Consider the following 25,833-nt stretch of genomic DNA (forward strand, 5'->3'; position numbering starts at 1 on the left):
TCAGCGTGGAACCCATCGCGATCATCGGCATGAGCGCCAGGGTGCCGGGGGCCGGCGACCTGACGCAGTTCTGGCGCAACCTGGTCGACGGCGTCGAGTCGGTGACCGTCTTCAGCCGCGAGGAGCAACTCGCGCTGGGCGTCACCGAGGAGGAGCTGGACGACCCGGCGTTCGTGCCGGCCGTGCACGTGCTGGCCGACATGGAGGGCTTCGACGCGCCGCTGTTCGGCATGAGCGCGCGCGAGGCGGAGCTGGCCGACCCGCAGCAGCGGCTGTTCCTGGAGCAGTCGCACGCCGCGCTCGCCGACGCGGGCTACGACCCCGGGCAGTACGACGGCGAGATCGGCGTGTACGGCGGAGCAGGCCCGAGCACCTACCAGTGGCTCAACCTGCGCACCAACCCGCGCGTCGCCGGCGCGGGCCTGCTCGGCCTGTCGGTCGGCAACAACCCCGACTACATCGCCACCACCGTCTCCTACCGGCTGAACCTGCGCGGACCGAGCCTGAGCGTCACCACGGCCTGCTCGACCTCGCTGGTCGCCATCCACCTGGCCTGCGAGGCGCTGCGCAACGCCGAGTGCGACATGGCCCTGGCCGGCGGCGTCTGCATCGAGCTGCCCTACAGCCGCGGCTACGTCGCCCTCGACGGCTACACCTCCTCCTCCGGCCACGTGCGGCCCTTCGACGCCGGGGCCGACGGCACCATGTGGGGCAACGGCGTCGGCGTCGTGGCGCTCAAGCGGCTGTCGGACGCGCTGGAGGACGGCGACAACATCCGCGCCGTCGTGCTGGGCAACGCCATCAACAACGACGGCGCGACCAAGGTCGGCTTCTCCGCGCCCTCGCTGCAGGGCCAGGCCGAGGTGATCGCGCAGGCGCTGGGCATGGCCGAGGTCGACCCGCGCACCATCGGCTACGTCGAGGCGCACGGCACCGGCACCGCCATGGGCGACCCGATCGAGGTCGCGGCGCTGACCGCGGTCTACGGCCGCGACCACGACGACAGCGGCTGGTGCGGCCTGGGCTCGGTCAAGTCGAACCTGGGCCACCTCAGCCAGGCCTCCGGCGTGGTCGGCCTGATCAAGGCGGTGCTCGCGATGGAGCACGGCCTGATCCCGCCGACGGTCAACTACGAGCGGCCCAACCCGGCGATCGACTTCGACGCCACCCCGTTCTACGTCACCTCCAGCCTCACCAAGTGGGACAACGCGCAGGGCCCGCGCCGGGCGGCGGTCAGCTCGTTCGGCATCGGCGGCACCAATGCGCACCTGGTCCTGCAGGAGGCGCCGCCCCGCACGCCGGTCGCGGCGGAGGGCCCCGCGCTGATCCAGGTGTCGGCGCGCACGCCCGAGGCGCTGGAGGCCGCGCGCAAGCGCCTGATCGAGCACGTGGACGGGCTGTCGCCCGCCGACGACGTGACGCTCGCCGACGTGGCCCACACCCTGCGGGTGGGCAGGACCGCCTACCCGCACCGCGCCGCGATCGTCGCCGAGGACGCCTCGGCGCTGGGCAAGCGCTGGGAGAGCGGCCAGGCGGGCGAGCCCTCGGTCGCCTTCCTGTTCTCCGGCCAGGGCGCGCAGTACCCCGGCATGGGCGCCGCGCTCTACGCCGCCGAGCCCGCCTACGCCGCGGCGGTGGACCGCTGCGCCGAGCTGCTCCTGCCGGAGCTCGGCGTGGACGTGCGCGCGGAGCTGACCGCCGAGGAGCTCGGGCAGACCAGGCTCACCCAGCCCGCGCTGTTCACCGTCGAGTACGCCCTGGCCTGCCTGTGGCAGGAGTGGGGCGTGCGCCCGGCGGCCATGATCGGCCACTCCATCGGCGAGTACGTGGCCGCCACCGTCGCCGGCGTCTTCGCCCTGCCGGACGCGCTACGCCTGGTCACGGCGCGCGGGCGGCTCATGCAGTCGATGCCGCCCGGCTCGATGCTGGCCGTCCAGCGCGACCCGGCCGAGCTGGCGGACCTGCTGCCGGAAGGCGTCTCGGTCGCCACGGTCAACGGGCCCGGCGCCTGCGTCGTGGCCGGGCCGACCGAGGCGATCGAGGCGTTCGCGGCCCTGCTGCGGTCCAAGGGCATGCGCTGCACCCCGCTGCGCACCTCGCACGCCTTCCACTCGGCGATGATGGACCCGATCCTGGACGAGTTCACCGCCCTGGTCGCCGCCGTGCCGCGGCAGGCGCCGCAGGTGCCGTTCCTGTCCAACGTGACCGGCACCTGGATCACCGACGCCCAGGCCACCGACCCCGCCTACTGGGCCCGCCACCTGCGCGAGCCGGTGCTGTTCGGCGAGTGCGTCCGCACCCTGACCGCCTCCCCCGGCGACTGGGCGCTGCTGGAGTGCGGGCCGGGCAAGCAACTGTCCAGCCTGGCGCGCATGCAGCTGCGTGACGCGGTCGCCGCCGGCGCCTTCGCCCCGGCCTCCAGCCTGCCCGGCCCCGGCGAGCAGGCCTCCGACCTCACCGTCCTGTACGGCGCCGCCGCCCGGCTGTGGGTCGCGGGCGTCCCGGTCGAGCTGTCCTCGCAGGGCCGCCGGGTCTCGCTGCCCGGCTACCCCTACGAGCGCACCCGCCACTTCGTCGAGCCGGGCGCCGGAGCCGTCACCCCCGCGCCCAGGCGCACCTCCTGGTACGAGGTCCCGGTCTGGAACCAGCTCCCGCCCGCGGAGCCCGGCGAGCCGATCGAGGCCTGCCTGCTGTTCGCCGACGGCCCGCGCGGCTCCCGCCTGGCCGCCGCCCTGCGCGCGGCCGGGACCACCGTCGTCGAGGTACGGCCCGGCGCCGCCTTCGAGGCGGTGGACGGCGGCTACACCCTGCGCCCCGGCGCGGCGGAGGACTACCAGGCCCTCGCCGCGGCGCTCCCGGCCACCCGGATCGTGCACGCCTGGGCGCTGGACGGCGAGCCGGTCCAGGAGCGCGGCTTCCTCAGCCTGCTCCACCTGCTCCAGTCCGTGCCCGCCGAGGGCCTGCGCCTGGACGTGCTCACCCAGGGCACCCAGGACCCGCTCGGCGGCGACCTGACCTGCCCGGAACACGCCACCGTCGCGGGCATCGTCCAGGTGGCGCCGCTGGAGCTGACCGGGCTGACCGTCACGCACGTGGACGTGGACGCCGCCACCAAGGACGCGGCCGTCCTGGCCGAGCTGCGCGCCCCCGCCGGTGAGCCGGTCGCCCTGCGCGGCGCCCGGCGCTGGCGGCGCGCCTTCGAGCCGGTCACCCCGCAACCAGCCGGGGAGGCGATCCGCGAAGGCGGCCGCTACCTGGTGACCGGCGGCCTCGGCGGGATCGGCATCACCCTGGCCGAGGACCTGGGCACCCGGTACAAGGCCCGGCTCGTGCTGCTGAGCCGTACCGGGCTGTCGGCCCACGACAGCCGCACGGCCCGGGCGCTGGCCGCGATCCGCCGCATCGAGCAGGCGGGCGGCCAGGTCACCGTGGTCGAGGCCGACGTCACCGACCCGGCGCCCGAGCGGGTCCTGGCCGCCTACGGCGGGCTCGACGGCGTCGTGCACGCCGCCGGCCTGCCCGGCGACGGCATGATCGAGGTCCGCGACCCCGACCAGGTCGAGCGGGTCCTGACGCCCAAGGTCGCCGGCACGATCGCGCTCTGGAACGCCTTCAAGGACCAGGATCTCGACTTCTTCGCCCTGTGCTCGTCGGTGACCGCGCTCACCGGCGGCCTCGGCCAGGTCGACTACACCGCGGCCAACGCCTTCCAGGACGCCTTCGCCCGCGCCCACGAAGGCGTGGTCGCCATCAACTGGGGCGGCTGGCTGGAGGTGGGCATGGCCGTCGAGACCGGCGGCGACCCCGTGCGCCACCAGTTGCTCGGCTCCAGGAGCGGCCCGGTGGTCAGGGGCGTGCTGTCGGCCGCCGCGCACTGGGTCCTGGACGAGCACCGCATCGGCGGCACCCCGGTCCTGCCCGGCACCGCCCAGCTCGAGCTCGCCCGCGCGGCCTTCGAGGCCTGCGTGCCCGGCCAGGACGGCCAGGCGATCGAGCTGAGCGACGTGGTGTTCGCCGAGCCGCTGGCCGTCCTGGAGCCCACCGAGGTCAGCGTGACGGTCACCGACGGCCGCTTCGAGGTGGCCGCGGGCGGCCGGGCCCGCACCTCCGGCGGCGCCGCCTGGGTGAGCGCCATCCCGGCGAAGGTCGAACCGGGCGAGCTGCTCGGCCGGCTGCGGCCGGCCACGCCCGAGCCGGGCGAGAGCGCGATCACCTTCGGACCGCACTGGCGCGAGCCCGGGCAGGTCTGGCACGGCGAGGGCGAGGAGCTGGCCCTGGTCGAGGCGGTCTTCCCCGAGGAGGCCGGCCAGTGGGTGCTGCACCCGGCGCTGCTGGACGTGGCCACCTCCTTCGGCGCCTCTCGCAGCGGCACCTACCTGCCGCTCGGCTACGGCCGGCTGCTGGTGCACGCGCCGCTGCCCGCCCGCTTCTACAGTCACCTGCGCCACCGCAGCACCACTGCCGAGCTGGTCGCCGCCGACCTGACGGTGTTCGACGAGAGCGGCGCGGTGCTGGTGGAGATCGAGGAGTTCCTGCTGCGCCGGGTGGACGCGGCGGGCCTGGACGTCGCCCGGGCCGCCGCCCCGGTCAAGGAGGCCGACCGGACCGGCATCCGGCCGGCCGAAGGCGCCGAGGCCTTCCGCGCGGTCCTGGCCTCCGGGCTCGGGCCGCAGGTGGTGGTCAGCGCGGTCGCGCTCGCCGAGGTGGCCGAACGCGAACGCGAACCGCTCGCGGTCCCGCAGGCCGCCGCGGGCGCGCCGGCCGAGCGGGCCACGCCGTACAACGCGCCGGCCACCGAGCTCGGCCGCACCATCGCCCGCATCTGGGGCGAGGTGCTGGGCGTGGCCGGCGTCGGCGGCGACGACGACTTCTTCGACCTGGGCGGCAACTCCCTGGTCGCCGTCCAGCTCATCGCCCAGATCAGGGCGGCGACCGGCGTCAAGCTGCCCATGCGCACGTTGTTCGAGGCGCCCACGGTCGACCAGATGGCCGCCCGCGTCGAGCAGCTCAGCGTCAAGGAGCCGGCGCCCACCACGATCCCGAGACTGTCCCGGAGGTGACCACCATGTGGCTGGTAGTACTCAACGACGACGAGCAGTACTCCATCTGGGCCGCCGAGAGCCCGCTGCCCGCGGGCTGGCGTCCCGCCGGCTTCGAGGGTGACAGGCAGGCCTGCCTGGACCACATCGACCAGGTCTGGACCGACATGCGGCCGAAGCGGGTGCGCCGGTGACCGAACTTGTCCAGGTGGGCGAGTGGCTGGCGCCCGCCTCCTTCGCGCAGGAGCGCGTCTGGCTGGCCGCGCAGCTCGCCGGGGACGTCCCGGCGTACAACGTGGTCGACGCCGCCCCGCTCGACCTGCCGCTCGACCCCGAGACGATCACCGAGGCGCTGGCCGAGGTGGTGCGCAGGCACGAGACGCTCCGCACCGGCCTGCGCGTGGTCGACGGCGCTCTGACCCAGGTCGTGCTGGACGAGGTGCCCGTGGCGCCCGACCTGGCCGACCTGAGCGACCTGCCGGAGGCCGAGCAGCAGGCCCGGCTCCAGGAACTGCTGGCCGGGTACGGCAAGCTGACGCTCGACCTGGAGTCGGCGCCGCTGTGGCGGGCCACCATCGTCCGGCTGGCGCCCGAACGCTGGCGGCTGGCCTTCGTCGCCCACCACACCGTGGTCGACGCGGGCTCCGAGCAGAACCTGGCCGCCGAGTTGCGCGAGCTGTGCGCGGCGGCGGTCGAGGGCCGCCCGGCCGAGCTGCCCGAGCTGGCCATCCAGTACGCCGACTTCGCCGCGTGGCAGCGCGAGAGCCTGTCGGGCGAGGCGCTGGAGGCGGAGCTCGATTGGTGGCGCGCGCGGCTGGCCGACCTGCCGCCCGTGCACGCCCTGCCCACCGACCGGCCCCGGCCGGCGCTGCCCTCGCACCGGGGCGCCGACGTGACCTTCACGCTCGGCGCCGAGTTGCTGGCGGCGGTGAACGCGCTGGCCAGGCAGCACAAGGCCAGCACCTACATGGTGCTGCACGCCGCCCTGGCCGCGCTGCTGCACCGGCTGTCCGGCCAGTCCGACATCGTGATCGGCGCGCTGGTCGCCGGGCGCGACCGGGCCGAGCTGGCGCCGCTGATCGGCATGTTCGTCAACAACGTGGTCCTGCGCAGCGACCTGAGCGGCGACCCGACCTTCGCCGAACTGGTCGAGCGCGAGCGCGAGCAGATCCTGGAGTCCTGGGAGCACCAGGAGGTGCCCTTCCACAAGGTCGTCGAGGCGGTCTCCCCGCGCCGCGACCCGGGCGTGCACCCGCTGTTCCAGATCAGCCTCAACTACCTGCCGCACTCGGGCACCGGCTACGGCAACGGGACCTCGCGGCGCGACCTGGCCTTCGAGCTGACCTCCGGCGAGTGCCGCCTGGAGTACGCCACCGACCTGTTCGACGCCGCGAGCGCCGCCGCGCTGGCCGAGCGCTACGTCCGGCTGCTGGCCGAGGCGGTCGGCCGGCCCTCGCTGCGGGTGTCCGAGCTGCCGCTGGTCTCGCCGGAGGAGTACGACTGGCACGTCCACGGGCGCAACGACACCGCCGCGCCGTACCAGGACCAGGCCACCCTGCACGGCCTCATCGAGGAGCAGGTCGCCCGAACCCCGGACGCGCCCGCGGTGACCTTCGAGGGCCGCACGCTGAGCTACGCCGAGATCAACGCCATGGCCAACCGCATCGCGCACGGCCTGCGCGGGCGCGGCGTCGGGCCGGAGACGCTCGTGGGCGTCTGCGCCGAGCGCTCCTTCGAGCTGGTCGCGGCGATCCTCGGCGTGATGAAGGCGGGCGGGGCCTACCTGCCGCTCGACCCCGAGTACCCGGTCGACCGGCTGGCCTTCCTGGTCGAGGACGCGCAGGCGCCGGTCCTGCTGGCGCAGAGCCACCTGCTCGGGCTGCTGCCCGAAGGCGTGCAGGTCGTGCCGCTGGACGAGCCCTGGGACGAACCCGGCCACGACCCCGAGCCGCTGGCCACCTCGGCCAACCTGGCGTACATGATCTACACCTCCGGCTCGACCGGCCGGCCGAAGGGCGTGCCGACGCCCCACTCGGCCGCGGTCAACCACATCGACGACATGCAGCGCCGCCACGGGCTCGGCCCCGGCGACGTGATGCTGCAGAAGACGGTGATGAGCGCCGACGTGTCGATGCGCGAGTTCATGTGGCCGCTGCAGACCGGCGCCCGCATGGTGCTGGCCAAGCCGGGCGGGCACAAGGACGCCGCCTACCTGCGCGACCTGATCAACGCCGAGCGGGTCACGGTGACCAACTTCGTGCCGTCGATGCTCGCGGTCTTCCTGGAGGAGGACGTCTCCTCCTGCACCTCGCTGCGGGTGGTGACCAGCGGCGGCGAGGCGCTGCCCGGGCACGTCGGGGCGCGCTTCTGCCGGACGCTGCCCGGCTGCCGGCTGGTCAACATCTACGGCCCGACCGAGACGACCATGGACGTGACCTGGTGGCCGGTCACCCCGGAGGGCATCGACGGCGAGACCGTCGCGCCGCTGGGCGGACCCATCCAGAACACCACGATCTACGTGCTCGACGCGGCCCTGCGCCCGCAGCCGCCCGGCGTGGCCGGCGAGCTGTGCGTGGGCGGCGTCCAGGTCGCGCGCGGCTACCACCGGCGGCCCTCGCTGACCGCCGACCGCTTCGTCCCCGACCCGTACGGCCCGCCGGGCAGCCGCCTGTACCGCACCGGCGACCTGGCCCGCTGGCGGCCCGACGGCACGCTGGAGTTCCTGGGCCGCACCGACGGCCAGATCAAGCTGCGCGGCCTGCGCATCGAGCTGGGCGAGATCGAGTCCGCCCTGCGCGACCAGCCGGGCGTGCGCGACGCGGTCGTGCTGGTGCGCGAGGACACCCCGGGTGACAAGCGCCTGGTCGGCTACCTCGCGGTCGACGCCGAGCCGGACCTGGCCCAGCTCCGCGTCGAGCTGCGCAAGCGACTGCCCGACCACATGGTGCCCACCGCGTTCGTCACCATGGACCGCTTCCCCTCCACCACCAACGGCAAGCTGGACCGCAAGGCGCTCCCCGCGCCCGAGGGCCAGCGCCTGCTGGTCGCCGAGAGCGTCGCCCCGCGCACCGACACCGAGCGCGAGATCGCCGCGATCTGGTCGGAGGTCCTCGGTATCGAGGGCCTGGGCGTGGACGACGACTTCTTCGAGCTCGGCGGCCACTCGCTGCTGGCCACCCAGGTCGTGGCCAAGCTGCGCCGGCTCACCGACGCCACCGGGCGGCAGGTCAGCGTCATGGACCTGTTCGCCTCGCCGACCATCCGGCAGCTCGCCGAGCTGATCGACGGGCCGGAGGAGACCGAGCGGCGGCTGCTGCACCAGCTCACCAAGCGCTCCTCGCGCGAGGCCGAGCTGTCGATCGTCTGCGTGCCGTACGGCGGGGGCAGCGCGGTGGTCTACCTGCCGCTGGCCGAGTCGCTGCCCGCCGGGCACGCGCTGTACTCCCTGGCCATCCCCGGCCACGACGTCGGCCTGGACGAGGAGGCGCTGCCCTTCGAGGAGCTGGCGGCCCGCTCGACCGAGGAGATCCTGGCGCGGGTGTCCGGCCCGATCGTGCTCTACGGGCACTGCGGCGTCGGCGGCGCGCTGGTCATCGAGCTGGCCCGCCGGCTGGAGGCGGCGGGACGCGAGGTGCGGGCCGTCTACACCGGCGGCGTCTTCCCCGCCGCCCGGCCGACCGGCGCGGTCAGCAAGTTCCTGACCTGGTTCGACAGCAAGTCCAGCAACCGCCACCACGCCAACTGGCTCAAGGGCATGGGCGTCGACATGGACGAGCTCGACCCGGCGCAGGCCGACCGGATCGTGGCCAACATGCGGCACGACACGCGCAACGCCGAGGCGTACTTCACCCGGCTGCTGGAGGAGAAGGCCACGCCGCTGCGGGCGCCGATCATCTCGGTCGTCGGCGAGCGTGACCCGCTGACCGACTACCACCAGGAGCGCTACACCGAGTGGGGCTTCCTCACCTGCACGACCGCGCTGGTGGTCCTGGACGAGGCGGGGCACTTCTTCGTCAAGCACCGGGCGGGCGAGCTGGCGCGCATCCTCACCGAGACGCACCTCTCCCTGACCGGCGAGCTCGATGGGGAGACCTGGCGGCTCGAAGGCGTCTCCGGGGCGACCCCGGCTGCACCGGAGGCTGCCGGGCAGGCCGCTGCGACGCCTGCTGCGGCTCCCCCGGCCGATCCGGCGTTGCGGCGCTTCCTGGCCGTCACGCTGGGGCAGCTCCTGTCCCTGCTCGGCTCGGCGCTCACCCAGTGGGCCGTGCCGGTGTGGATCTTCACCGAGACCCGCTCGTACGTGTGGTTCGGCCTGGTCGGCGTGCTCGCGTACGCTCCCGGCCTGATCGTCATGCCGCTGGCCGGCGCGCTGGCCGACCGGCACGACCGCCGCCGCGTGCTGTTGCTGTCCAGCCTGGCGGCGGGCGCCTGCCAGGCGGCGATGGCCGCGCTCGTCTTCACCGGACGAACCAGCGTGGTCCCGATCCTGGTCCTGGTGGGCCTGCTCAGCATCGCCTCGGTCTTCGAACGCGTCACCTTCACCGCCTCCATCCCGCAGCTCGCGCCCAAGCGCTACCTCGGCCACGCCAACGGCGTCGCGCAGCTCGTCAACGGCACCGCGATGCTGGTGATGCCGCTGATCGCCGCCAGCCTGCTGGCCGCGCTCGGCCTCGGCGGGGTCCTGGCCATCCCGGTGGCCAGCTACGTCGTGGCGGTCACCGTCCTGGTCATGGTCCGCTTCCCCGACCTGCTCGGCCGCCGCCGCCGCGAGCCGCTGCTCAAGGAGATGGCGGAAGGACTGCGGTACTCGTGGGGCAACCGCGGCTTCCGCGCGATGCTGATCTACTTCTCCGTGCTCAACCTGCTGCTCGCCGCCCCGCTGTTCCTGGTCTCCCCCATGGTCCTGGGCTTCGGCACCACCGCCGACGTCGGCGCGGTCGCCTTCGCCGAAGGCATCGGCACCGTGCTCGGCGGCCTGCTCATGGCGGTGTGGGGCGGCCCGCAGAAGCGGCGCATGGTCCGCCTGATGACCTTCACGCTGCTCGTCGCCGCGTGCTGCTTCGTCACGGGCCTGCGGCCCTCGCTGCCGCTCATCGCCTTCGGCCTGTTCGGCATGGGCTTCGGGCTGGCGCTCAGCCAGGGCGTCTACACCACGATCGTGCAGATCAAGGTGCCGCAGCGCTTCCACGGCCGGGTGGTCTCCATCAACCAGGCCATCTCGTGGGCGGCCTTCCCGCTCGGCTTCGGCGTGCTGACGCCGCTGGCGGGCAGCGTCCTGGAGCCGCTGATGCAGCAACAGGGCGCGCTCGCCGGCACCCTCGGCACGCTGATCGGCACCGGACCCGGCCGCGGCCTGGCCCTGGCGTACCTGCTGTGCGGCGCGGGCCTGGCGCTCGCCGCCGCCATCGGCCTGCGCACCAAGGTCCTGGCCGGGCTCGACACCGACCTGCCCGACGCCCTGCCCGACGACCTCATCGGCATCCAGCAACTGGCGGCCCGCTCATGACCACCGGACAGTTCGCCCACCTGCACCGCGGCGACCCCGCCCACACCTCCTGGGAGGCCGGCAGCCTCCACGGCCGGTTCTGGGAGGTCGTCGCCGAGCACCCCGACCGGCCCGCGGTGATCGGCACCGACGAGACGCTCAGCTACGCCGAACTCGGCGCCCGCGCCCGGGCCGTCGCCGCGGCCGTCGACGGGGCCAAGCGGGTGGCCATTCTGGTCGACCACGGGCCCGACCTGATGGCCGCCATCCTCGGCGCGCTCAGCGCCGGGGCGCTCTACATCCCCCTGGACCCGCTCTACCCGGTCCGGCGGCTGGAGCAGATGGCCGAGCTGGCCGAGCCCGACGCGGTCGTCATCTCGCCGCGGCACCGGGAGCTGGCCGCGCGGCTGGCTCCCGGGGTCCCGCACGTCGTCCCCACCGGTACGGCAGGCTTCACGCCCGTGACAGTGGATCCGGACGCGCCCGCCTACATCCTGTTCACCTCCGGCTCCACGGGGGTGCCCAAGGGCGTCGTGCAGACCCATCGCAACGCGCTGTTCCAGGTGCGCACCCACACCGCGAACCTGCGGCTGGGGCCGGGCGACCGGGTGAGCGTGCTGTCGTCGTTCAGCTTCGACATGGCGGTGACCGACGGGTTCTCCGCCGTGCTGAACGGGGGCGCCGCCGTACCGGTTGACCTGCACCGGCACGGGCTCAACGACCTCGCCGCGCACCTGGACGCGCACGGCGTCACCGTCTACCACTCGACGCCGACCGTCTACCGGCACCTGCTCGACTCCCTGGCCCCCGGCCGGCGGCTGGCGAGCGTGCGCGCGGTCCTGCTCGGCGGCGAGGAGGTGGTACGGCGAGACCTCGAACGGTTCGTGGCGCACTTCCCCGACGGGTCGGTGTTCATCAACGGCTACGGGGCCACCGAGATCTCCTTCGCCGTCCAGAACCACCTGACGACGGCCGCCATCGAGGCCGGGCAGGGCGTGGGCGCCGGGGTCGTGCCGATCGGCCGGCCCCTCGACGGCGCCGGGGTCGAGCTGCGGGCGGTCACCGACGGGGTCGGCGAGATCGTCATCCGCAGCGCCCACCTGGCCTCGTACTGGCGGGTGGACGACCCGCGCTTCGGCGTGGACTCCGACGGCACCCGCTTCTACCGCACCGGCGACCTGGGCCGCTGGCTGCCCGACGGCCTCCTGCTCTACCAGGGCCGGGCCGACCGGCAGGTGAAGATCCGGGGCAACCGGGTGGAGCTGGGCGAGGTGGAGGCGGCCCTGGCCGCGCTCCCGGACGTCGACCGGGCCGCGGTCGCGGTGCGCGACGGCTCGCTCGTCGCCTACGTGAAGGGCCGTGCCACCGGAGTCCGCGAGGCGCTGGCCGAGGCCCTGCCCGCCTTCATGGTCCCCTCCCGGATCGTTCCGGTGGACGCCTTCCCGCTGACGCCGACCGGCAAGATCGACGTCAACGCCCTGCCCGACCCCGTCGTCGTGCCCGAGGACTCCCCCGCACCCGTGGGCGAGCCCGCCCGCACCATCGCGGCCATCTGGTCCGAGGTCCTCGGCCTGGAGCGGGTGGGAGCGAGCACCGCCTTCTTCGACCTGGGCGGCGACTCGCTGCGCATGGGCCGGGTCCAGCGGCGCCTGGAGGAGTCGCTGGGGGTGAAGGTGCCCCTCGCCACCCTCTACGCCCACCCGACGGTCACCTCCCTCGCCGCCCACCTCAGCCAGACCCAGACCTCGGCGGCGGAGGTGAACGTCTCCCTCACCTCCGCCGCCACCGACCGCGCCGCCCGCCGCCGCCAGGCCCGAACCCGCCCCGGCACCTGAGCCGAGCAGCTTGCGGCCGCACTGGACAGGTTGGCCCGGGCCTCGGACTGGGCGGCTTCGGGGCTGGGCCTAGCATGGCGTTCGTGCACATCGCGAAGCTGCCCGCCGAGGCGCGGGCCAGGCGGTCCGCGGAGATGCGGGAGTTCCTGCGCTCGCGCCGGGCCAGGGTCACCCCGGCCGAGGCGGGGCTGGCCGCTGGGGACAGCCGCGCGCGCCGTACACCCGGGTTGCGGCGCGAGGAGGTCGCGGTCCTGGCCGGGGTGGGCGTGTCCTGGTACACGTGGCTGGAGCAGGGCCGCGAGATCAACGTGTCCGGCGAGGTGCTGGACGCGATCGCCCGGGTGCTCCGCCTGGACGCGGCCGAACGGGAACACCTCTACCTGCTGGCCGGTCTCAACCCCCCACAGGCGCCACCGGTGGCGGTCCGGCGGGTGCCGGACGGGTTGCGCCAGGTGATCGACTCCTGGTTGCCGCGCCCGGCCTACCTGCTGGACCGGCACTGGAACCTGGTGGCGGTCAACCGGGCGGCCGAGGCGGTCTTCGGGTACGGCGAGGACGACCACAACTGCCTGGTCACCTTCTTCGCCGGCGCCCGCTTCCGTTCGTCGTTGCTGCACTGGCGCGATGCCGCCCACGCCATCGCGGGCCAGTTCCGGGCGGATGCCGCCCGCTACCCCGACGACGCGGAGTTCGGGCGCCTGGCGGCGGACCTGTGCGCGGTCAGCCCGGAGTTCGCCGAGATCTGGGCCGAGCACGACATCCGCGGCGCGAGCACCGGCAGGAAGACCGTCCTGCACCCGGACGCGGGTGAGCTGACGTTCGACTACGCCACGCTGACCCTCCCCGACCTTCCGGGTCACCGCCTGCTGCTGCACACGCCCGCGGCGGGCACGGACACCGAGCAGCGCCTCGCCGCCCTCCTGGGGGCCGCCGTCGGGTGAGGCGGGCCGGAAGGTGGTGGTGACGGACCCAGGTTCGTCACGCACTGCCGGTCCAGCGGCGAGCCGCCCAGGATGATGGCCATGGAACGCTTCACCAACCGCACAGTCCTGATCACCGGCGGCACCTCGGGCATGGGCCTGGCCACCGCCCGCCGCCTGCTCGACGAGGGCGCCTACGTCGTCATCACCGGCCGCGACGAGGCCCGGCTGCGGCGGGCCGCCGCCGAGCTCGACGCCGGGCCGCGCCTGCTGACCGTCCGCGCCGACGCCGCCGACCTGGCCGACCTGGACCGGCTGATGCGCCGGGTCGAGACGTGGCGCGGCGGCCTCGACGCGGTCTTCGCCAACGCCGGCACCGGCGTCTTCAAACTGAGCTCCGAGCTGACCGAAGCCGACTTCGACCAGGCGAGCGACGTCAACTTCAAGGGGGTCTACTTCACCGTGCAGAAGGCGCTCCCGCTGCTCAAGGAGGGCGGCGCGATCGTGCTTAATGCCTCGTGGACGATCCACCGCGGGCTGCCGGTCGCCTCGGTCTACTCGGCGACCAAGGCCGCGGTGCACAACCTGGCCCGCACGCTGGGATCCGAGCTGGCGCCGCGCGGCATCCGCGTCAACTCGGTCAGCCCGGGTTACATCGACACCGAGATGTACCGCGGGGCCAACCCGGACCCGGAGGCCGACCGGCGTAACGCGGCCGAGGTGCCGCTGGGCTCCATCGGGCACGCTGCCGAGGTGGCCGCCGCCGTGGCGTTCCTGGCCTCCGATGACGCGTCCTACGTCACCGGGCAGGACCTGGTGGTCGACGGAGGGCTGGTCGGGTCGGTTCCCCACCGGTAGCGGTCAGCCGGGTGACCGGAGGTGGAGGGCGGCGAGGGCGGCGCGAGCCTGGCCGGGCGGGGCGCCGTCGGCGATCGCGGCGAGGGCGGCGCGCCAGGCGGCGGCGAGGATGCGGCCCAGCAGAGGCGCCGGGGCGTGGCGGCCGAGCAGGTCGGCGAGGGCATCCTGGGCGGTGCCGGAGGGTGGCTCGCCCAGGATGTGCAGGAAGTTCTCCCGCACCGCGAAGTCGAGGCCGACCAGCAGGGCGGACATCACGGCGGCCGAGTTGACGGACGCTGGCCCGTCAGGGCTGGGGGACGTCGGGGAGGCGGCGGCCAGGGCGCCCTCCATGCGGTCCAGCAGGCGGCGTTCGACGTCGTCGCGGACGAAGGCGTACAGGCCGAGCTTGCTGCCGAAGTGGTGGTAGAGCGCGCCGGTGGTGACCTTGGCCGCCGCCGCCAGTTCGGCGACCGTCACCTCCTCGAAAGGCCGGGCGCCGAACTCCTTGACCGCGGCGAGGACGAGTCGGCCCTTGGGGGACGTCGAAACCGGGATCCATTCGCGCACGCCACCATAATGCCGTTATGCTCAGAGGAAATCCAGTTACGACCAGGAGGCAGCTCCCATGAAGCTCGAGTTCCTGTTCATCCCGACCTCCGACCTCAAGGCCTCGCTCGCCCTCTACCGCGACAGCCTCGGCTTCAGCGAGCAGTGGCGCGAGGGCGACACCACCGTCGCGCTGGGCCTGCCGGGCTCGGACGTGCAGATCATGCTGGACACGCACGACCCGTCCGCGCCGGTCGCGCCGGTGTTCGTGGTCGAGAGCGTCGAGGCCTTCCACGCGGCCCGCCCGGAGACGCTCGCCGTCGTCGAGGAGCCCGCGGAGATCCCCGGCGGCTTCCAGGCCACCTACCGGGATCCGGGCGGCGCGACGCTCATCGTCATGGACCAGTCCACCGACCAGACCGCTTCGTAGGCTCAGGACCCGGGGTCAGCCCCGGCGGTGGGGGGTGATCACGAAGGTGAGGCCGTCCAGGACCCGTTCGAGGCCGAAGGCGAACAGCGACTCCAGGTCGAGTTCCGCGTCGGCCCCGGCGACCTGGGCGACCAGCGGCCCCTCGGCCGACAGCCGGGCCCTGCCCCACTGGATGCTGGTCATCCCGGTGTCCAGTTCGGCGGCGGCCTCGCTCTCGATGTTGATCGCCGTGCCTCGCACGTAGTTCACCAGCGTGCCGTACACGTGCATGCGGGTGGTCGGGTCGAGCCCGAGGCCGTCGAGGGCGCGCAGGGTCCACACGCCGTACGCGAGCTGCGCGGGCAGCATCGCCGGGCGGGTGATGGACACCAGCCGGGGCAGCCAGGGGTGGCGCTGGTAGGCCGCCCACTGGAGCTGGGCGGCCACCCGCAGGTGGGAACGCCAGCCCGGCGGCGGCTCCGGGTAGACGATCTCGGCGAAGGCGGCCTCGGCGATCAGGTGCGTGAGCTCGGCCTTGGCCTCCAGGTGCCGGTAGAGGGTCATGGTGGCGACGCCGAGCTTGGCGGCCACGGCCCGCATGGACAGGCCGGCCAGCCCGTCGGCGTCGGCGATCTCCATGGCCACGCGGACGACGCGGTCCCGTTCGATGCCGCCTGCCGTACGGGAGGGAAGCCGGCGCGAAGCGACCACCGCGCCGACGCGGGGCTTCGACTCGATCGCGCCCGCCTGCTTGAGCGCGGCCAGCGCCTTGGTGGCCGTCGCCATCGCCACGCCCCAGTCGTGCATGATCGCCCGGGTGGTCGGGACGGGGTCGCCGGGCCGCAGCTCGCCGTCGGCGATGCGGCGCTCGATCTCGGCGACGATCCGGAGGTACGGCGGATGCGGATCGCTCACACCGGTCATGCTGTCACGCCTCAGCGGTCGGGCAGCCAGTTGCCGTGCAGGCCGAGCGGCACCCGGGCGGGCAGGTGGACGCGGGCGACGGGCTCGCCGGTGAAGTCCTGGGCCGAGAGGATCACCAGGTCGCCCGCGCCGCGCGCCGGGTTGTGCACGTAGGCGAGCAGGTAGCCGTCGTCCTCGCCCTCTCCCGCCGCGGCGAACACGGCCTCGCCGGTCGCCTCGTCCCGGCCGAAGGCGTGCACCTCGGCGGTCCCCCGCTCCAGGTCGTGCTTGACCAGGGCGTTGACGAAGGCGTCGTCCGGCGGCGCGCCCTCGGGCACGAACGGCATCCCGTAGAACGAGGTCGCGGCCGAGTAGCCGTAGCGGTAGGGCCGGGTCAGCCGGGCCTCGTTCACCCGGGGGAAGTCCTGCGGCCGGTCGTCGACGCGCCGCTGGTGGAGGGCGTCCGGGGTGATCGTCCAGCGGTCCAGGACGGGCCGGATCGCGCCCGGGTCGGCCGGGTCGAACGGGCCCTGGGCGGTGACCAGGTCGACCACCACCGACCCGCCGTCGTCGTAGGCGTTGAGCGTGTGGCTGACGTGGACCGGCTCGATCTCGTGCCAGCGCACCTCGCCCCCGGCGCGGGGCATCACGCCCACCCGGGTCGGCCGGCCGGGCTCCCACCGGCACTCGAACCCGTCGAAGCCGAGCGGGGTGTCCCACAGCACGACGTGGTTCTCGGTGAGCGCGAAGTCGTGCAGGAACGGCGTGCGGGCCATGGGGATGCTGACGCTCCGGACGACCGTGCCCCCGGCGTCGGTCACGATGTGCTGCACGAAGGCGTGCCCCGGCATGTACGACAGGGAGTGCAGCTCGCCGGTGCGCGGGTCGTGCTTGGAGTGCGCCCCGGCGGTGAAGCCCTCCGCGGTGCCGCCCAGGGCGCGCAGCCCCACGGTGTCGAGCTCCGCGTCCAGCTCGGCCGGCGGCAGGCCGCCTTCGGCCATCGCGAAGGTACGGCCGGCATGCTCGATCACGTTCACCATGGGGGCGAACCCCGGCGTGCGGACGAAGCGGTTGCGGTACCACTCGGCCCGGCCCTCGCGCAGCCGTACCCCGTGGACCATGCCCTGGCCCATGCCCCAGATGTGCACGGCCGGGTCCTCCACGCCCAGGGCGTTGGGCCCGTTGCGCAGGTAGCGGCCGTTCAGCTCGGCGGGGATGCGGCCGGTGACCGGCAGGTCGAAAGCGGTGATCTCTTCGGTGACGGGGGCGAAGTCCCCTTCGAGGTATCTCATGGGGACACCGTACGCAGGGACGACGGCAATCCCGCTCCGACAAGGGGAAAGGCTCCTCTGTGCACTAATGCAGAAGGCGTCGGGATCTTGCCCGGGCGGCGGTGCTGGAAAGATGGGAGCCATGACCACCTTCCTGACACCGGATCAGTTGGCCGCCCGGACCTCCGCCGCCGTGGAGGCGGCTGTCGCGGCCGGGCGGGAGCTCGGCCTGACCGTGACCGACCCCGTGGTGCTCCACGACCTGTTCTCCGTCGTGGTCCACCTCGCGCCCGCGCCGGTCGTGGCCAGGATGCCGACCGTCCTGCCGAGCACGGACGACCTGGCGGGCGTCGCGCGCCGCCAGCGGGACGAGCTGGCCGTGACGCACTGGCTCGACGGTCAGGGCGTCCCGGTGCTCGCCCCGAGTCCGCTGGTGCCGCGCGAGCCCGTGCAGCGGGACGGGTTCTCGATGACGTTCTGGCAGCTCGTCGCGGAGGACCGGGACAAGGAGCCGGACTACGTGGCCAACTCAGAGAGCGTGGCCGGCCTGCACGCGGCGCTGCGTGACTACCCGGGGCGGCTGGAGTTCCTGTCCGCGGCCGACCCGGACTTCGTCGAGGCCGCCCTCGCGCAGCTCGACGGGCAGCCGGACCTGATCGGCGCGGCCGAGCTCGACCGCGCGCGCCGCGAGTGGGAGATCCTCGAACCCCTGGTGCGCTCCCGCGAGGCCTTCGAGGCCCGCTTCCCGGGCATCGACCTGCAGCCGATCCACGGCGACTCCCCGCCGGCCAACATCTTCTCCGGCGTGGACGGCGACCGCTACGCCGACTTCGAGCTGGTCACGCTGGGGCCGGTCGAGTGGGACCTGGCCGCGCTCGGGCCCGAGCACGAGGCCGCCTACGACCGCGGCGCGCAGCGCCACGGCCTCAGGCCGCTGGACAAGGACGTCCTGGCCTTCGTCAACGCGGTCGGCATGCTGCGGGTCATCGCCACGCTCAGCCTGGTCCCGCAGTTGCCGCAGTTGATGGACTACCTCAAGCCCGCCGTCGAGCACTGGCAGGCGTCGCCCTTCGCGGGCGGCGTCAGGGTGGGCTGATGGCTCTCGGGGTGCTGGGCGTCTACGCGCATCCGGACGACGAGGCGATCTGGACGGGCGGGACTCTCGCCAAGTACGCCGCCGAGGGCGCGAGGACCGCGGTGCTGACCTGCACGTGGGCGGAGGGCGTGCGGGTGACCGAGCTGGCGCGCTCGCTGGAGATCCTCGGCGCGGGTGAGCCTCGGCTGCTCGGGTACGCCGACGCGGGCAAGCCCGAGTCGGCTCCGGGCAGTCCCCGCTTCGTGGACGTGCCGCTGGACGAGGCGGTGGGCCGGGTGGTGGCGCACATCCGGGAGTTCAGGCCGGATGTCGTGCTCACCTTCGACGGGTACGGGTCCTCCGGCCATCAGGACCACGTGCACACGCACCGGGTGACCGTGGCGGCGGTCGAGGCGGCCGGTTACGACCAGCTCTATCCGGAGGCGGGCGAGCCCTGGCGGCCGAAGGCCGTCTACCTGGCGACCATCCCGCGCTCCGTCGTGGCCGCCCACTGGGAGGCGGTGTTCGGGTCGCCGCCCGCGCCCGGGCTGACCCTGCCCGGCGTTCCGGACGACCAGGTCAGCGCCCATGTCGACGTCGCCCGGTGGGCCGAGGTCAAGTGGGCGGCCATGCACGCCCACGAGTCGGAGGTCGCGCGCGGCGCGTCGATGACCCTGCTGACCTCGCTGCCGGAGCCGGCCCGCGCCCAGATGCTGGCCAACGAGTGGTACCGGCGCATCTCCTACACCGCCGGCCCGCACGAGGGCCTGCTCACCTGACCGGCCGGCCCAGACCCCGGACGATCAGCCAGAGCGCCAGGACCAGGGTCTGCACGGCCAGCGGCGCGTTCAGGGCCAGGTAGAACGGGGTGACCACCCCGGTCACCCCGAGCAGCACGAGCACGCTCGCCGCGATGGCGAGCCCCACTCCGAGCAGCCCCCAGACCGACAACCAGCGGGGAACGAGCCTCGACCGGAAGAACACGGCGAACATCAGCAGGTCGCCGAGGCCGAGCGCGATGATGAGCGCGACGTGGTTGACCAGGTCGCGCCCGGTCCGCAGCAGCTCGGCCAGGACCTCCACGTCGGGCGCGGCCTCCTGCCGGGACAGCAGGAGGATCAGGGGCAGGCTGATCACCCCCACGAAGTGGAACGCCGCCGCGATCAGCCGGAAGCCGACGAAGCCCAGGGCGAGCGTCTCGTTCTCGGCCTTCAGCGCCCGATGCAGGCACAGCGCGAACCCGGCGTAGGCCGGGATCATCACCAGTTGCGCCACGGCCCCGAGGAGGAGCTGGCCCTCCCGCGCCGGGACGAGGGCGAGGAACCCCGGCTCCTCCAGCACCGGAACGATGCTCAGCACGCCGGCGAGCATGCCTGCGAGGGCCAGGACACCGGCCATTCTGTCCGTCTTCAGCACATCCCGCTCCTCTACTGCCTTACACCCGTAAGTCAGGAGGCCGACGCTACACTTACGCCTGTAAGGCCGTCAAGCAGGAGGTCCGAGTGCCCGCACGCCCGCAGCTCAGCCGGGAACGCGTGATCGAGGCGGCGGTGGCCGTCGCCGACGAGCGCGGCGTCACGGCGGTCAGCATGCGCAACGTCGCCACGCAGCTCGGCGTCGAGGCCATGTCGCTCTACCACCACGTCGCCAATAAGGACGCGATCCTCGACGGGATCGTCGACGCGGTGTTCGCCGAGATCGAGCTCCCGGACCCGGAGCTCGACTGGCGTACGGCGATGCGCCGCCGAGCAGGCTCGGCCCGCGAGACCCTCGCCCGGCACAGCTGGGCGCTCGGCCTGATGGAGTCGCGGCGCACCACCGGCCCGGCCACGTTGCGGCACCACGACGCGGTGCTCGGCTGCCTGCGCGGGGCCGGCTTCTCGACCGCCGGAGCCGTGCACGCGGTCTCGGTGATCGACAGCTACGTGTACGGCTTCACGCTGCAGGAACGCCAGCTCCCCTTCGAGGCGGTCGACGAGGCCGCGGGCGAGCTGGCCGAACGGCTGGCCGAGGGGTCGTACCCGCACCTGCGGGAGACGGCCGTCGCGCAGGCGCAGCGGGCCGGTTACACCCCCGCCGAGGAGTTCGCCTTCGGTTTCGAGCTCATCCTGGACGCCCTGGAGCGGCTGCTCAGCCGGTGAACGGGGTGGCCAGCTTGGTGGCGGCGCGGGTGAGGGCCGTTTTGCTGCTGGCGGGCGTCGCCGGCTCGCCCGGGTGCATCATCCGGGCCATCTGTGGCACGGCGTACCACCAGCCGGCTAGGGCCAGGACGAGGAAGGCGAGGTCGGCCGCGGGGATGTCGTCGCTGATCAGCTTCGCCCGCTGCGCCCGGTCGAAGGCCTCGACCTTCCGGCGGTAGGTCTCGCCGCGGGCCGGCTCCTCGGGCACCTGCGGCAGGTCGAGCAGGCCCTCCCACAGCAGGAGCCGGGTCAGCTCCGGGTGGGCGGCGTGGTAGTCGAAGACCGCCCCGGCGTAGGCGCCGACCGCTTCCGGCCCGTCGAGGTGCTCGACCGGCACGGCGGCGGCGACCTTGTTCAGCTCGTCGGCCAGGACCGCGGCGAAGAGCTGGGACTTGTCGCCGAAGTAGGTGTAGAGCCGCTCCTTGTTGATCCCGGCCCGGCGCGCGATGCGCTCCATGGTGGTGCCGCCGAGGCCGTGCGCGGCGAACTCGGCGGTCGCGGACTCCTTGAGCCGGCGCTTGGTCTCGGCGGTGTTCCAGGCCATGTCGCGCAGCATATCCAACGCTCGCGTTGCAAATCCCGGGCGGCGCGTTACAGTGTTTCCAACTAAAACGTTGGAGTTGGAGATTGATGTCTGCCATCGTGAGCACCCCGCCCGCCGTCCGGCCGTCCGCGCCGCGCGCCGGCACGGTCCCCTTGCTGGTCGGGACCGCCCTGGTCGTGCTGATCCAGTTGTACGCGTCCATCCCGCTGCGCCAGCCGGTGGCCGCCGACCTCGGGCCGGAGGGGGTGACCGCGGCGCTGGCCGCGGGGTACTCCTTCGCCTACGCGGTCGGGTTCCTGATCTACGGGCCGCTCTCCGACCACTTCGGCCGCCGCCGCATCCTGGTGTACGGCCTGGCGGCCCTCACGCTCGCCACGTTCGCGGTGAGCCTCGCCCCGTCGACGGGCGTCCTCGCCGTCGCGCGAGCCGTGCAGGGACTGGCCGCCGCGACCTTCGCGCCGACGGCTCTGGCCTACCTGGGTGAGGCACTGCCTCCGCAGCGGCGGGCCAGGGCGATCGCGGCCATCTCGATCGCCTTCCTCACCGCGGGCATTCTCGGGCAGGTGGCCGCGACCTCGCTCTCGGCGCTCACCGGCTGGCGGGGGACGTTCCTCGCGGGCGGCCTCGTGCTCGCCGTGCTGACGCTCGCCGCCTTCGTCGTCATCCGGGAGCCCGAGGTGGACCGGCCCGGGCAGTCTTTGGCCGGGCGCTACGCGGGGCTCGTGCGGTTCGCGGTGCGGCCCGGCTCGTTGCTGCTCGCCGCGGGGCACCTGGTGGTGCTGGGCGGATTCGTCGGGATGTACAGCCTGCTCGGGCCGTACCTGGCCCAGGCCGAGCTGTCCGCCGGGGAGATCATGCTGGTCCGGGCGGCGGCGTTGCCCGCGCTGTTCTGCTCGCTCCTGGCGGGGCCGCTGGCCGTACGCCTGGGGGTGCCGCGCACCGCGCTTCTCGGCTTCACCGTCGCGGCGGCCGGGCTGGGCGGCGAGGCGGTGCTGGGCGGCAGCCTGGCGGGTCTGGTGATCGCGAGCGTCGTCTTCGTCGCCGGGGTGGCCCTGCTGGTGCCCGCGATGATCGCGCTGTGGGGGGCGGCCGCCCATCCGGCGCGCGGCACCGGGATGGCGGTCAACGGCTTCGTGTTGTTCCTCGGCGCCGGGCTCGGCTCCTACGCGGTCGAGCTTCCGGGCGGTCTCGCCGGGGCGCTCGGCGTGCTGGCCGGGCTGTACCTGGTCGCGGGTGCGGCCGTGTACGCGGCTCGCCCTCGCCGCTGATTTGACACCCCTCTAATCAACGGCCTTAACTGGAGCGGCTCGAATCAGGGAGGGGCGATGACCGACGTGGTCGTGATCGGCGGCGGCCAGGCCGGGCTCGCCGCCGGGTACTACCTGCGCCGCGCGAAGGCCGACTTCGTCATCCTCGACGCGCAGGACGCGCCCGGCGGCGCGTGGCAGCACGCCTGGCCGTCCTTGCGGCTGTTCTCCCCCGCCCAGTACAGCTCCCTGCCCGGTCGCATGATGCCCGCCCCGCCCGGCGGCGGCTACCCGTCCGCCGCCGACACGGTCGCCTACCTCACCGGCTACGAGCAGCGTTACGACCTGCCCGTGATCCGCCCCGCGCGGGTCGAGGCCGTGCGGCGGGACGGCGACCGGCTGCGCGTCGAGTCCCCCGCGGGCGTCTGGCGGGCCCGCACGGTCATCAGCGCCACCGGCACCTGGTCGCGCCCCTACGTCCCGCACTATCCCGGTCTGCGGGACTTCCGGGGCGACCAGATCCACACCGCCGGCTACCGGGGGCCCGAACGGTTCGCCGGGCAGCGGGTGGTCGTCGTGGGCGGCGCCAACTCCGGCGCGCAGATCCTCGCCGAGGTCTCCACCGTCGCCGACACCACCTGGGTCACCCTGCGCCCGCCCCGCCTGCTGCCCGACGAGCTCGACGGCCGGGCGCTGTTCGAGCTCGCCACCAGCCGTCTCCGCGGCGCGGCGGGTGGCGACCTGGGCGACATCGTCGCCGTCCCGCCGGTCCGCGAGGCGCGGGAGCGGGGCGTGCTCAAGGCCCAGCCGATGTTCGCCCGGCTCACCCCGTCCGGCGTGGCCTGGGCCGACGGGTCGCACCTGGAGTGTGACGCGATCATCTGGTGCACCGGCTTCCGCCCCGCCCTCGGCCACCTGTCCCCGCTGCGGCTGCGCACGGCCGGCGGGCACATCCCGGTCCACGGCACCCGGGCCGTGGGCGAGCCCCGCCTCCACCTCCTCGGCTACGGCGACTGGACCGGCGCCGCCTCCGCCACCCTCATCGGCGCCGCCCGCACCGCCCGCGACACCGTCGCCGGCCTGTCCATGGTTAAGTGATCGATCCACTAGGAGGATCATCATGGACAACCCGAACGGGGCCTTAGCCGCGCCCCGGCGGCGGCTCTCCTCGGTCTTGATCGTCGTAGGCCTCGTGGCCGTCGCCGGGGTCAGTGCGTTCATCGTGCTGCGGTTCGGCGCCCTCGCGCTGGCGCCGCGCCCCCAGCCGGCGGCAGCCGTACCGCAAGCCCTGCCTTCGGCGCTTTCGGAGCTGAGTGCGCCCGAGACGGCGCCGGACGACGAACCCGGAGTGTTGCCGGACAAGCTGCCGGCCCCGATCCGGCACGCCTACGCCATGGAAGGGCTGGAGCCGCCCGGCTGGCGGATCGTGACGACCGCCGGGAAGGTGTTCCTGGTCGCGGCCGCCCACCCCGGAAAGGCGCTGAGGGTGAGCTCGGACGGCCACCGGCTGGCCTACGTGGACGCCGGCGACGGCCGCTACCTCGTCCGCGACCTGCCGACCGGGGCGATCAAGGAGATCGAGGTGCGGTTCAGGGGCGGCGAGCCCGCCTTCACCTTCTCCCCCGACGGCCGCTTCGCCGGGGTGGCCTACGGCAGCGACTCCTCCCCCGGCCAGCCCCAGGAGTCGGAAGACGTCCAGTGGGAGGGAACCGCCTTCCTGGACTTCCGGACGGGCCTCACCCACAACGCGAGCGAGCAGGTCGTCGCCCTGCGCGACGACGGCTGGTGGCTGTCGCTGGTGACCGGGCGCTCCACCACCACGCTGGCCCTCAACGACCTGGACCTGTCGACCGTCAAACGGTTCCGCGTCCCGGCCGGGCTGCTCGGGCGGGAGTTCGCCCTGGCGCCCGACGGCCGCACCCTGGCCAGCCTCTCCGAGGACCTGCGCCTGGTCCGCATCGACGTCAGGACCGGGAAGATCGCCGCCCACCGGCCGTCGCTGCGCGGAAGCCTGCCGTTGGCCGCCGGGGTGGACCGGTGGCTCAACGGGCGCGAGGTGCTGGTCATGCTCAGGGACGGCGACGACGCGAAGGGCTTCGCCGTCGTGGACGTGCGCACCGGGAAGAGCCGCCACCGCGACACGATGGGCATCAAGTCGGACGGCGTGCGGCTCCAGCTCGGCAAGGTCGACTGACCGGTCAACGGCCCGCTGGCTTGCTGAACTCCTCGATCAGCACCGGGTACTGCTCGCCGCCGTGCCCGGCCGCCATGGCCCGGTCGGCGATCGCCTTGATCAGCCTCGGCAGTTCGGCGTTGATCCCCGCGGCCTCGCTCTCCTCGAGGAGGTGGGTCATGGCCCGCACGTCGGTCTCCAGGGCGGACACCTCGGCCGGGAAGGAGCCCCGGTCGATCTGCTCGGCGTACCCGGGCAGCCAGCCGGCCACGCCGGTGGCGAGCTCCTGGGCGAACGGCGCGAACGTGGCCGCGTCGATGCCGGCCGTCCTGAGCAGGGCCGTGCCGTGCAGCCAGGCGTTCAGGACGCTCCACATCATGGCGAGCCCGGCCACGTCGTACAGCGCCGCCAGCCCGGGGTCCTCGCCCAGATAGGTGATGGTGGCGAGCGAGCCGAGCGCCGCGCGGTGCTTCTCGTGGTGCGCCTGCGGCCCGCTGAGCAGGATCAGCGCCTCCGGGGTGCCGATCACCGGCGGGACGGCCATGATGGCGCCGTCCAAATAGCCGGCGCCGTGCTGCTCGGCCCAGCGGGCGGCGGCACGGGCCTGGGCCGAGTCGCCCGAGGTCAGGTTGATCACCATCGTGCCGGCGAGCTCGCCCTCGCTCGGGCGGAGCAGCTCGCGCACGGCCTCGTAGTCGGTGAGGCAGATGATGGTCAAGGAGCCGGCCTTGAGCGCGGCGCCGACGCTCGGGGCCAGCGACGCGCCCTCGGCCACCAGGGCGTCGGCCTTGGCGCTCGTGCGGTTCCACACCGTGGTCGGGTGCCCGGCCCGCAGGAAGGCGGCGGCCAGCGCCTGGCCCATGAGGCCCAGGCCGAGGACGGTCACAGAGGTCTTGGGTGTGCAGTTCATGGGGTTATCGTCAACCTTGAGGCTGGTATGAAGGTCAAGGGGGATTCGATGCTGATCGGGGAACTGAGCCGCCGGACGCAGGTCAACGCCCATCAGTTGCGGTACTACGAGGCCCAGGGGCTGCTGACCCCGGAGCGCGGCTCGAACGGCTACCGCGAGTACGGGGAGGACGCGATCCTGCGGGTGAAGCAGATCCGGCACCTGCTCGGGGCCGGGCTGTCCTCCGAGGAGATCGCCTACCTGCTGCCGTGCGCGACCGGGGAGGAGCCGGAGCTGCTGGCCTGCCCCGAGCTGCTGGTCGCGACCCGCTCCCGGCTCCAGCGCCTGGACGAGCAGATCGAGCGGCTGACCCGGTCCCGTGCCGCGCTGGCCGGCTACATCGACGCGGCCGAGCAGTCGATGGACGAGCGCTACCGCCCGTTCTGCGACGCCGAGGCGGACGCCGTCCCGGCCTGAGCC

The 25,833-nt window shown here is 73.7% G+C and carries 20 protein-coding genes; 14 read left to right on the forward strand and 6 right to left on the reverse strand.

Annotation, left to right across the window (positions count from 1 at the left end):
• Positions 1–5: 5 nt before the first annotated feature.
• From ACIBG7_RS13640 to ACIBG7_RS13665, 6 genes are all read left to right on the forward strand, one after another.
• Positions 6–5,060, forward strand: coding sequence for an SDR family NAD(P)-dependent oxidoreductase (locus ACIBG7_RS13640; protein WP_397336339.1), 5,055 nt, complete (start codon positions 6–8; stop codon positions 5,058–5,060).
• Between the two features lie 5 nt (positions 5,061–5,065).
• Positions 5,066–5,233 carry an MbtH family NRPS accessory protein gene (locus ACIBG7_RS13645; protein ID WP_357923571.1) on the forward strand — a complete coding sequence of 56 codons (168 nt, stop codon included), beginning with the start codon at positions 5,066–5,068 and terminating at the stop codon, positions 5,231–5,233.
• Positions 5,230–10,545: an amino acid adenylation domain-containing protein gene (locus ACIBG7_RS13650; protein WP_357923569.1), complete on the forward strand. Its 5,316-nt coding sequence runs from the start codon at positions 5,230–5,232 to the stop codon at positions 10,543–10,545. Before ACIBG7_RS13645 ends, ACIBG7_RS13650 begins: the two co-directional genes overlap by 4 nt.
• Positions 10,542–12,359, forward strand: a complete 1,818-nt coding sequence (locus ACIBG7_RS13655) for an AMP-binding protein (protein WP_397336340.1) — start codon at positions 10,542–10,544, stop codon at positions 12,357–12,359. The genes ACIBG7_RS13650 and ACIBG7_RS13655 overlap by 4 nt, the downstream gene beginning before the upstream one ends.
• An 83-nt stretch (positions 12,360–12,442) precedes the next feature.
• Positions 12,443–13,300, forward strand: a complete 858-nt coding sequence (locus ACIBG7_RS13660) for a helix-turn-helix transcriptional regulator (protein ID WP_397336341.1) — start codon at positions 12,443–12,445, stop codon at positions 13,298–13,300.
• An 81-nt stretch (positions 13,301–13,381) separates the two neighbouring features.
• Complete coding sequence (locus tag ACIBG7_RS13665; protein ID WP_397336342.1) at positions 13,382–14,137, forward strand: SDR family NAD(P)-dependent oxidoreductase; 756 nt, start codon at positions 13,382–13,384, stop codon at positions 14,135–14,137.
• Positions 14,138–14,140: 3 nt separating this feature from the next.
• On the opposite strand, the gene ACIBG7_RS13670 is transcribed toward ACIBG7_RS13665, so the two are convergent.
• Positions 14,141–14,683, reverse strand: a complete 543-nt coding sequence (locus ACIBG7_RS13670; protein ID WP_397336343.1) for a TetR/AcrR family transcriptional regulator — start codon at positions 14,681–14,683, stop codon at positions 14,141–14,143.
• Between the two features lie 58 nt (positions 14,684–14,741).
• Between ACIBG7_RS13670 and ACIBG7_RS13675 the strand changes: the two genes are divergently transcribed.
• Positions 14,742–15,092, forward strand: a complete 351-nt coding sequence (locus ACIBG7_RS13675) for a VOC family protein (protein WP_397336344.1) — start codon at positions 14,742–14,744, stop codon at positions 15,090–15,092.
• Between the two features lie 15 nt (positions 15,093–15,107).
• Here the strand turns inward: ACIBG7_RS13675 and ACIBG7_RS13680 are convergent, their stop codons facing one another.
• Both ACIBG7_RS13680 and ACIBG7_RS13685 read right to left on the reverse strand, forming a co-directional pair.
• Positions 15,108–15,986 (reverse strand): GntR family transcriptional regulator, encoded by an 879-nt coding sequence (locus tag ACIBG7_RS13680; protein WP_397336345.1) that lies wholly within the window; start codon positions 15,984–15,986, stop codon positions 15,108–15,110.
• Positions 15,987–16,006: 20 nt separating this feature from the next.
• On the reverse strand, positions 16,007–17,266 hold the full coding sequence (locus tag ACIBG7_RS13685; RefSeq protein WP_397336346.1) for a carotenoid oxygenase family protein: 1,260 nt from the start codon (positions 17,264–17,266) through the stop codon (positions 16,007–16,009).
• A gap of 121 nt (positions 17,267–17,387) precedes the next feature.
• Here ACIBG7_RS13685 and ACIBG7_RS13690 point away from each other — a divergent pair, with 121 nt between their 5' ends.
• Together ACIBG7_RS13690 and ACIBG7_RS13695 are read left to right on the forward strand one after the other, a co-directional pair.
• Entirely contained in the window at positions 17,388–18,341 is a 954-nt protein-coding gene (locus ACIBG7_RS13690) for an aminoglycoside phosphotransferase family protein (protein ID WP_397336347.1), read from the forward strand.
• Positions 18,341–19,099, forward strand: a complete 759-nt coding sequence (locus ACIBG7_RS13695) for a PIG-L family deacetylase (protein ID WP_397336348.1) — start codon at positions 18,341–18,343, stop codon at positions 19,097–19,099. Before ACIBG7_RS13690 ends, ACIBG7_RS13695 begins: the two co-directional genes overlap by 1 nt.
• Here the strand turns inward: ACIBG7_RS13695 and ACIBG7_RS13700 are convergent.
• Entirely contained in the window at positions 19,092–19,736 is a 645-nt protein-coding gene (locus ACIBG7_RS13700) for a DUF4386 domain-containing protein (RefSeq protein ID WP_397336350.1), read from the reverse strand. The genes ACIBG7_RS13695 and ACIBG7_RS13700 overlap by 8 nt on opposite strands.
• A gap of 86 nt (positions 19,737–19,822) precedes the next feature.
• Here ACIBG7_RS13700 and ACIBG7_RS13705 point away from each other — a divergent pair, with 86 nt between their 5' ends.
• Positions 19,823–20,461, forward strand: a complete 639-nt coding sequence (locus ACIBG7_RS13705; protein ID WP_397336351.1) for a TetR/AcrR family transcriptional regulator — start codon at positions 19,823–19,825, stop codon at positions 20,459–20,461.
• Here ACIBG7_RS13705 and ACIBG7_RS13710 read toward each other — a convergent pair.
• Positions 20,451–21,044, reverse strand: coding sequence for a TetR family transcriptional regulator (locus tag ACIBG7_RS13710; RefSeq protein ID WP_397336352.1), 594 nt, complete (start codon positions 21,042–21,044; stop codon positions 20,451–20,453). The two genes, ACIBG7_RS13705 and ACIBG7_RS13710, sit on opposite strands and share 11 nt — an antisense overlap.
• An 86-nt stretch (positions 21,045–21,130) precedes the next feature.
• Between ACIBG7_RS13710 and ACIBG7_RS13715 the strand changes: the two genes are divergently transcribed.
• From ACIBG7_RS13715 to ACIBG7_RS13725, 3 genes are read left to right on the forward strand one after another with little or no spacing between them, the layout of a single operon-like run.
• Entirely contained in the window at positions 21,131–22,312 is a 1,182-nt protein-coding gene (locus ACIBG7_RS13715) for an MFS transporter (RefSeq protein WP_397336353.1), read from the forward strand.
• 57 nt (positions 22,313–22,369) lie between these two features.
• Complete coding sequence (locus tag ACIBG7_RS13720; RefSeq protein ID WP_357923544.1) at positions 22,370–23,389, forward strand: ArsO family NAD(P)H-dependent flavin-containing monooxygenase; 1,020 nt, start codon at positions 22,370–22,372, stop codon at positions 23,387–23,389.
• 22 nt (positions 23,390–23,411) lie between these two features.
• Complete coding sequence (locus tag ACIBG7_RS13725) at positions 23,412–24,485, forward strand: hypothetical protein (protein ID WP_397336354.1); 1,074 nt, start codon at positions 23,412–23,414, stop codon at positions 24,483–24,485.
• Between the two features lie 4 nt (positions 24,486–24,489).
• Here ACIBG7_RS13725 and ACIBG7_RS13730 read toward each other — a convergent pair whose 3' ends face one another.
• Complete coding sequence (locus tag ACIBG7_RS13730) at positions 24,490–25,374, reverse strand: NAD(P)-dependent oxidoreductase (RefSeq protein ID WP_397336355.1); 885 nt, start codon at positions 25,372–25,374, stop codon at positions 24,490–24,492.
• 48 nt (positions 25,375–25,422) lie between these two features.
• On the opposite strand from ACIBG7_RS13730, the gene ACIBG7_RS13735 reads away from it, so the two are divergent.
• Complete coding sequence (locus ACIBG7_RS13735; RefSeq protein WP_357923538.1) at positions 25,423–25,830, forward strand: MerR family transcriptional regulator; 408 nt, start codon at positions 25,423–25,425, stop codon at positions 25,828–25,830.
• Positions 25,831–25,833: the final 3 nt, after the last annotated feature.

Source organism: Nonomuraea sp. NPDC050328 (genome assembly GCF_044459405.1).
Taxonomy (GTDB): domain Bacteria; phylum Actinomycetota; class Actinomycetes; order Streptosporangiales; family Streptosporangiaceae; genus Nonomuraea.

Bases quoted from the DNA above. Each gene is read 5' to 3' on its own strand.
- ACIBG7_RS13645 (WP_357923571.1), top strand. From the start codon at position 5,066: ATGTGGCTGGTAGTACTCAACGACGACGAGCAGTACTCCATCTGGGCC.
- ACIBG7_RS13655 (WP_397336340.1), top strand. From the start codon at position 10,542: ATGACCACCGGACAGTTCGCCCACCTGCACCGCGGCGACCCCGCCCAC.
- ACIBG7_RS13665 (WP_397336342.1), top strand. From the start codon at position 13,382: ATGGAACGCTTCACCAACCGCACAGTCCTGATCACCGGCGGCACCTCG.
- ACIBG7_RS13675 (WP_397336344.1), top strand. From the start codon at position 14,742: ATGAAGCTCGAGTTCCTGTTCATCCCGACCTCCGACCTCAAGGCCTCG.
- ACIBG7_RS13685 (WP_397336346.1), bottom strand. From the start codon at position 17,266: ATGAGATACCTCGAAGGGGACTTCGCCCCCGTCACCGAAGAGATCACC.
- ACIBG7_RS13690 (WP_397336347.1), top strand. From the start codon at position 17,388: ATGACCACCTTCCTGACACCGGATCAGTTGGCCGCCCGGACCTCCGCC.
- ACIBG7_RS13695 (WP_397336348.1), top strand. From the start codon at position 18,341: ATGGCTCTCGGGGTGCTGGGCGTCTACGCGCATCCGGACGACGAGGCG.
- ACIBG7_RS13710 (WP_397336352.1), bottom strand. From the start codon at position 21,044: ATGGCCTGGAACACCGCCGAGACCAAGCGCCGGCTCAAGGAGTCCGCG.
- ACIBG7_RS13715 (WP_397336353.1), top strand. From the start codon at position 21,131: ATGTCTGCCATCGTGAGCACCCCGCCCGCCGTCCGGCCGTCCGCGCCG.
- ACIBG7_RS13720 (WP_357923544.1), top strand. From the start codon at position 22,370: ATGACCGACGTGGTCGTGATCGGCGGCGGCCAGGCCGGGCTCGCCGCC.
- ACIBG7_RS13725 (WP_397336354.1), top strand. From the start codon at position 23,412: ATGGACAACCCGAACGGGGCCTTAGCCGCGCCCCGGCGGCGGCTCTCC.
- ACIBG7_RS13730 (WP_397336355.1), bottom strand. From the start codon at position 25,374: ATGAACTGCACACCCAAGACCTCTGTGACCGTCCTCGGCCTGGGCCTC.
- ACIBG7_RS13735 (WP_357923538.1), top strand. From the start codon at position 25,423: ATGCTGATCGGGGAACTGAGCCGCCGGACGCAGGTCAACGCCCATCAG.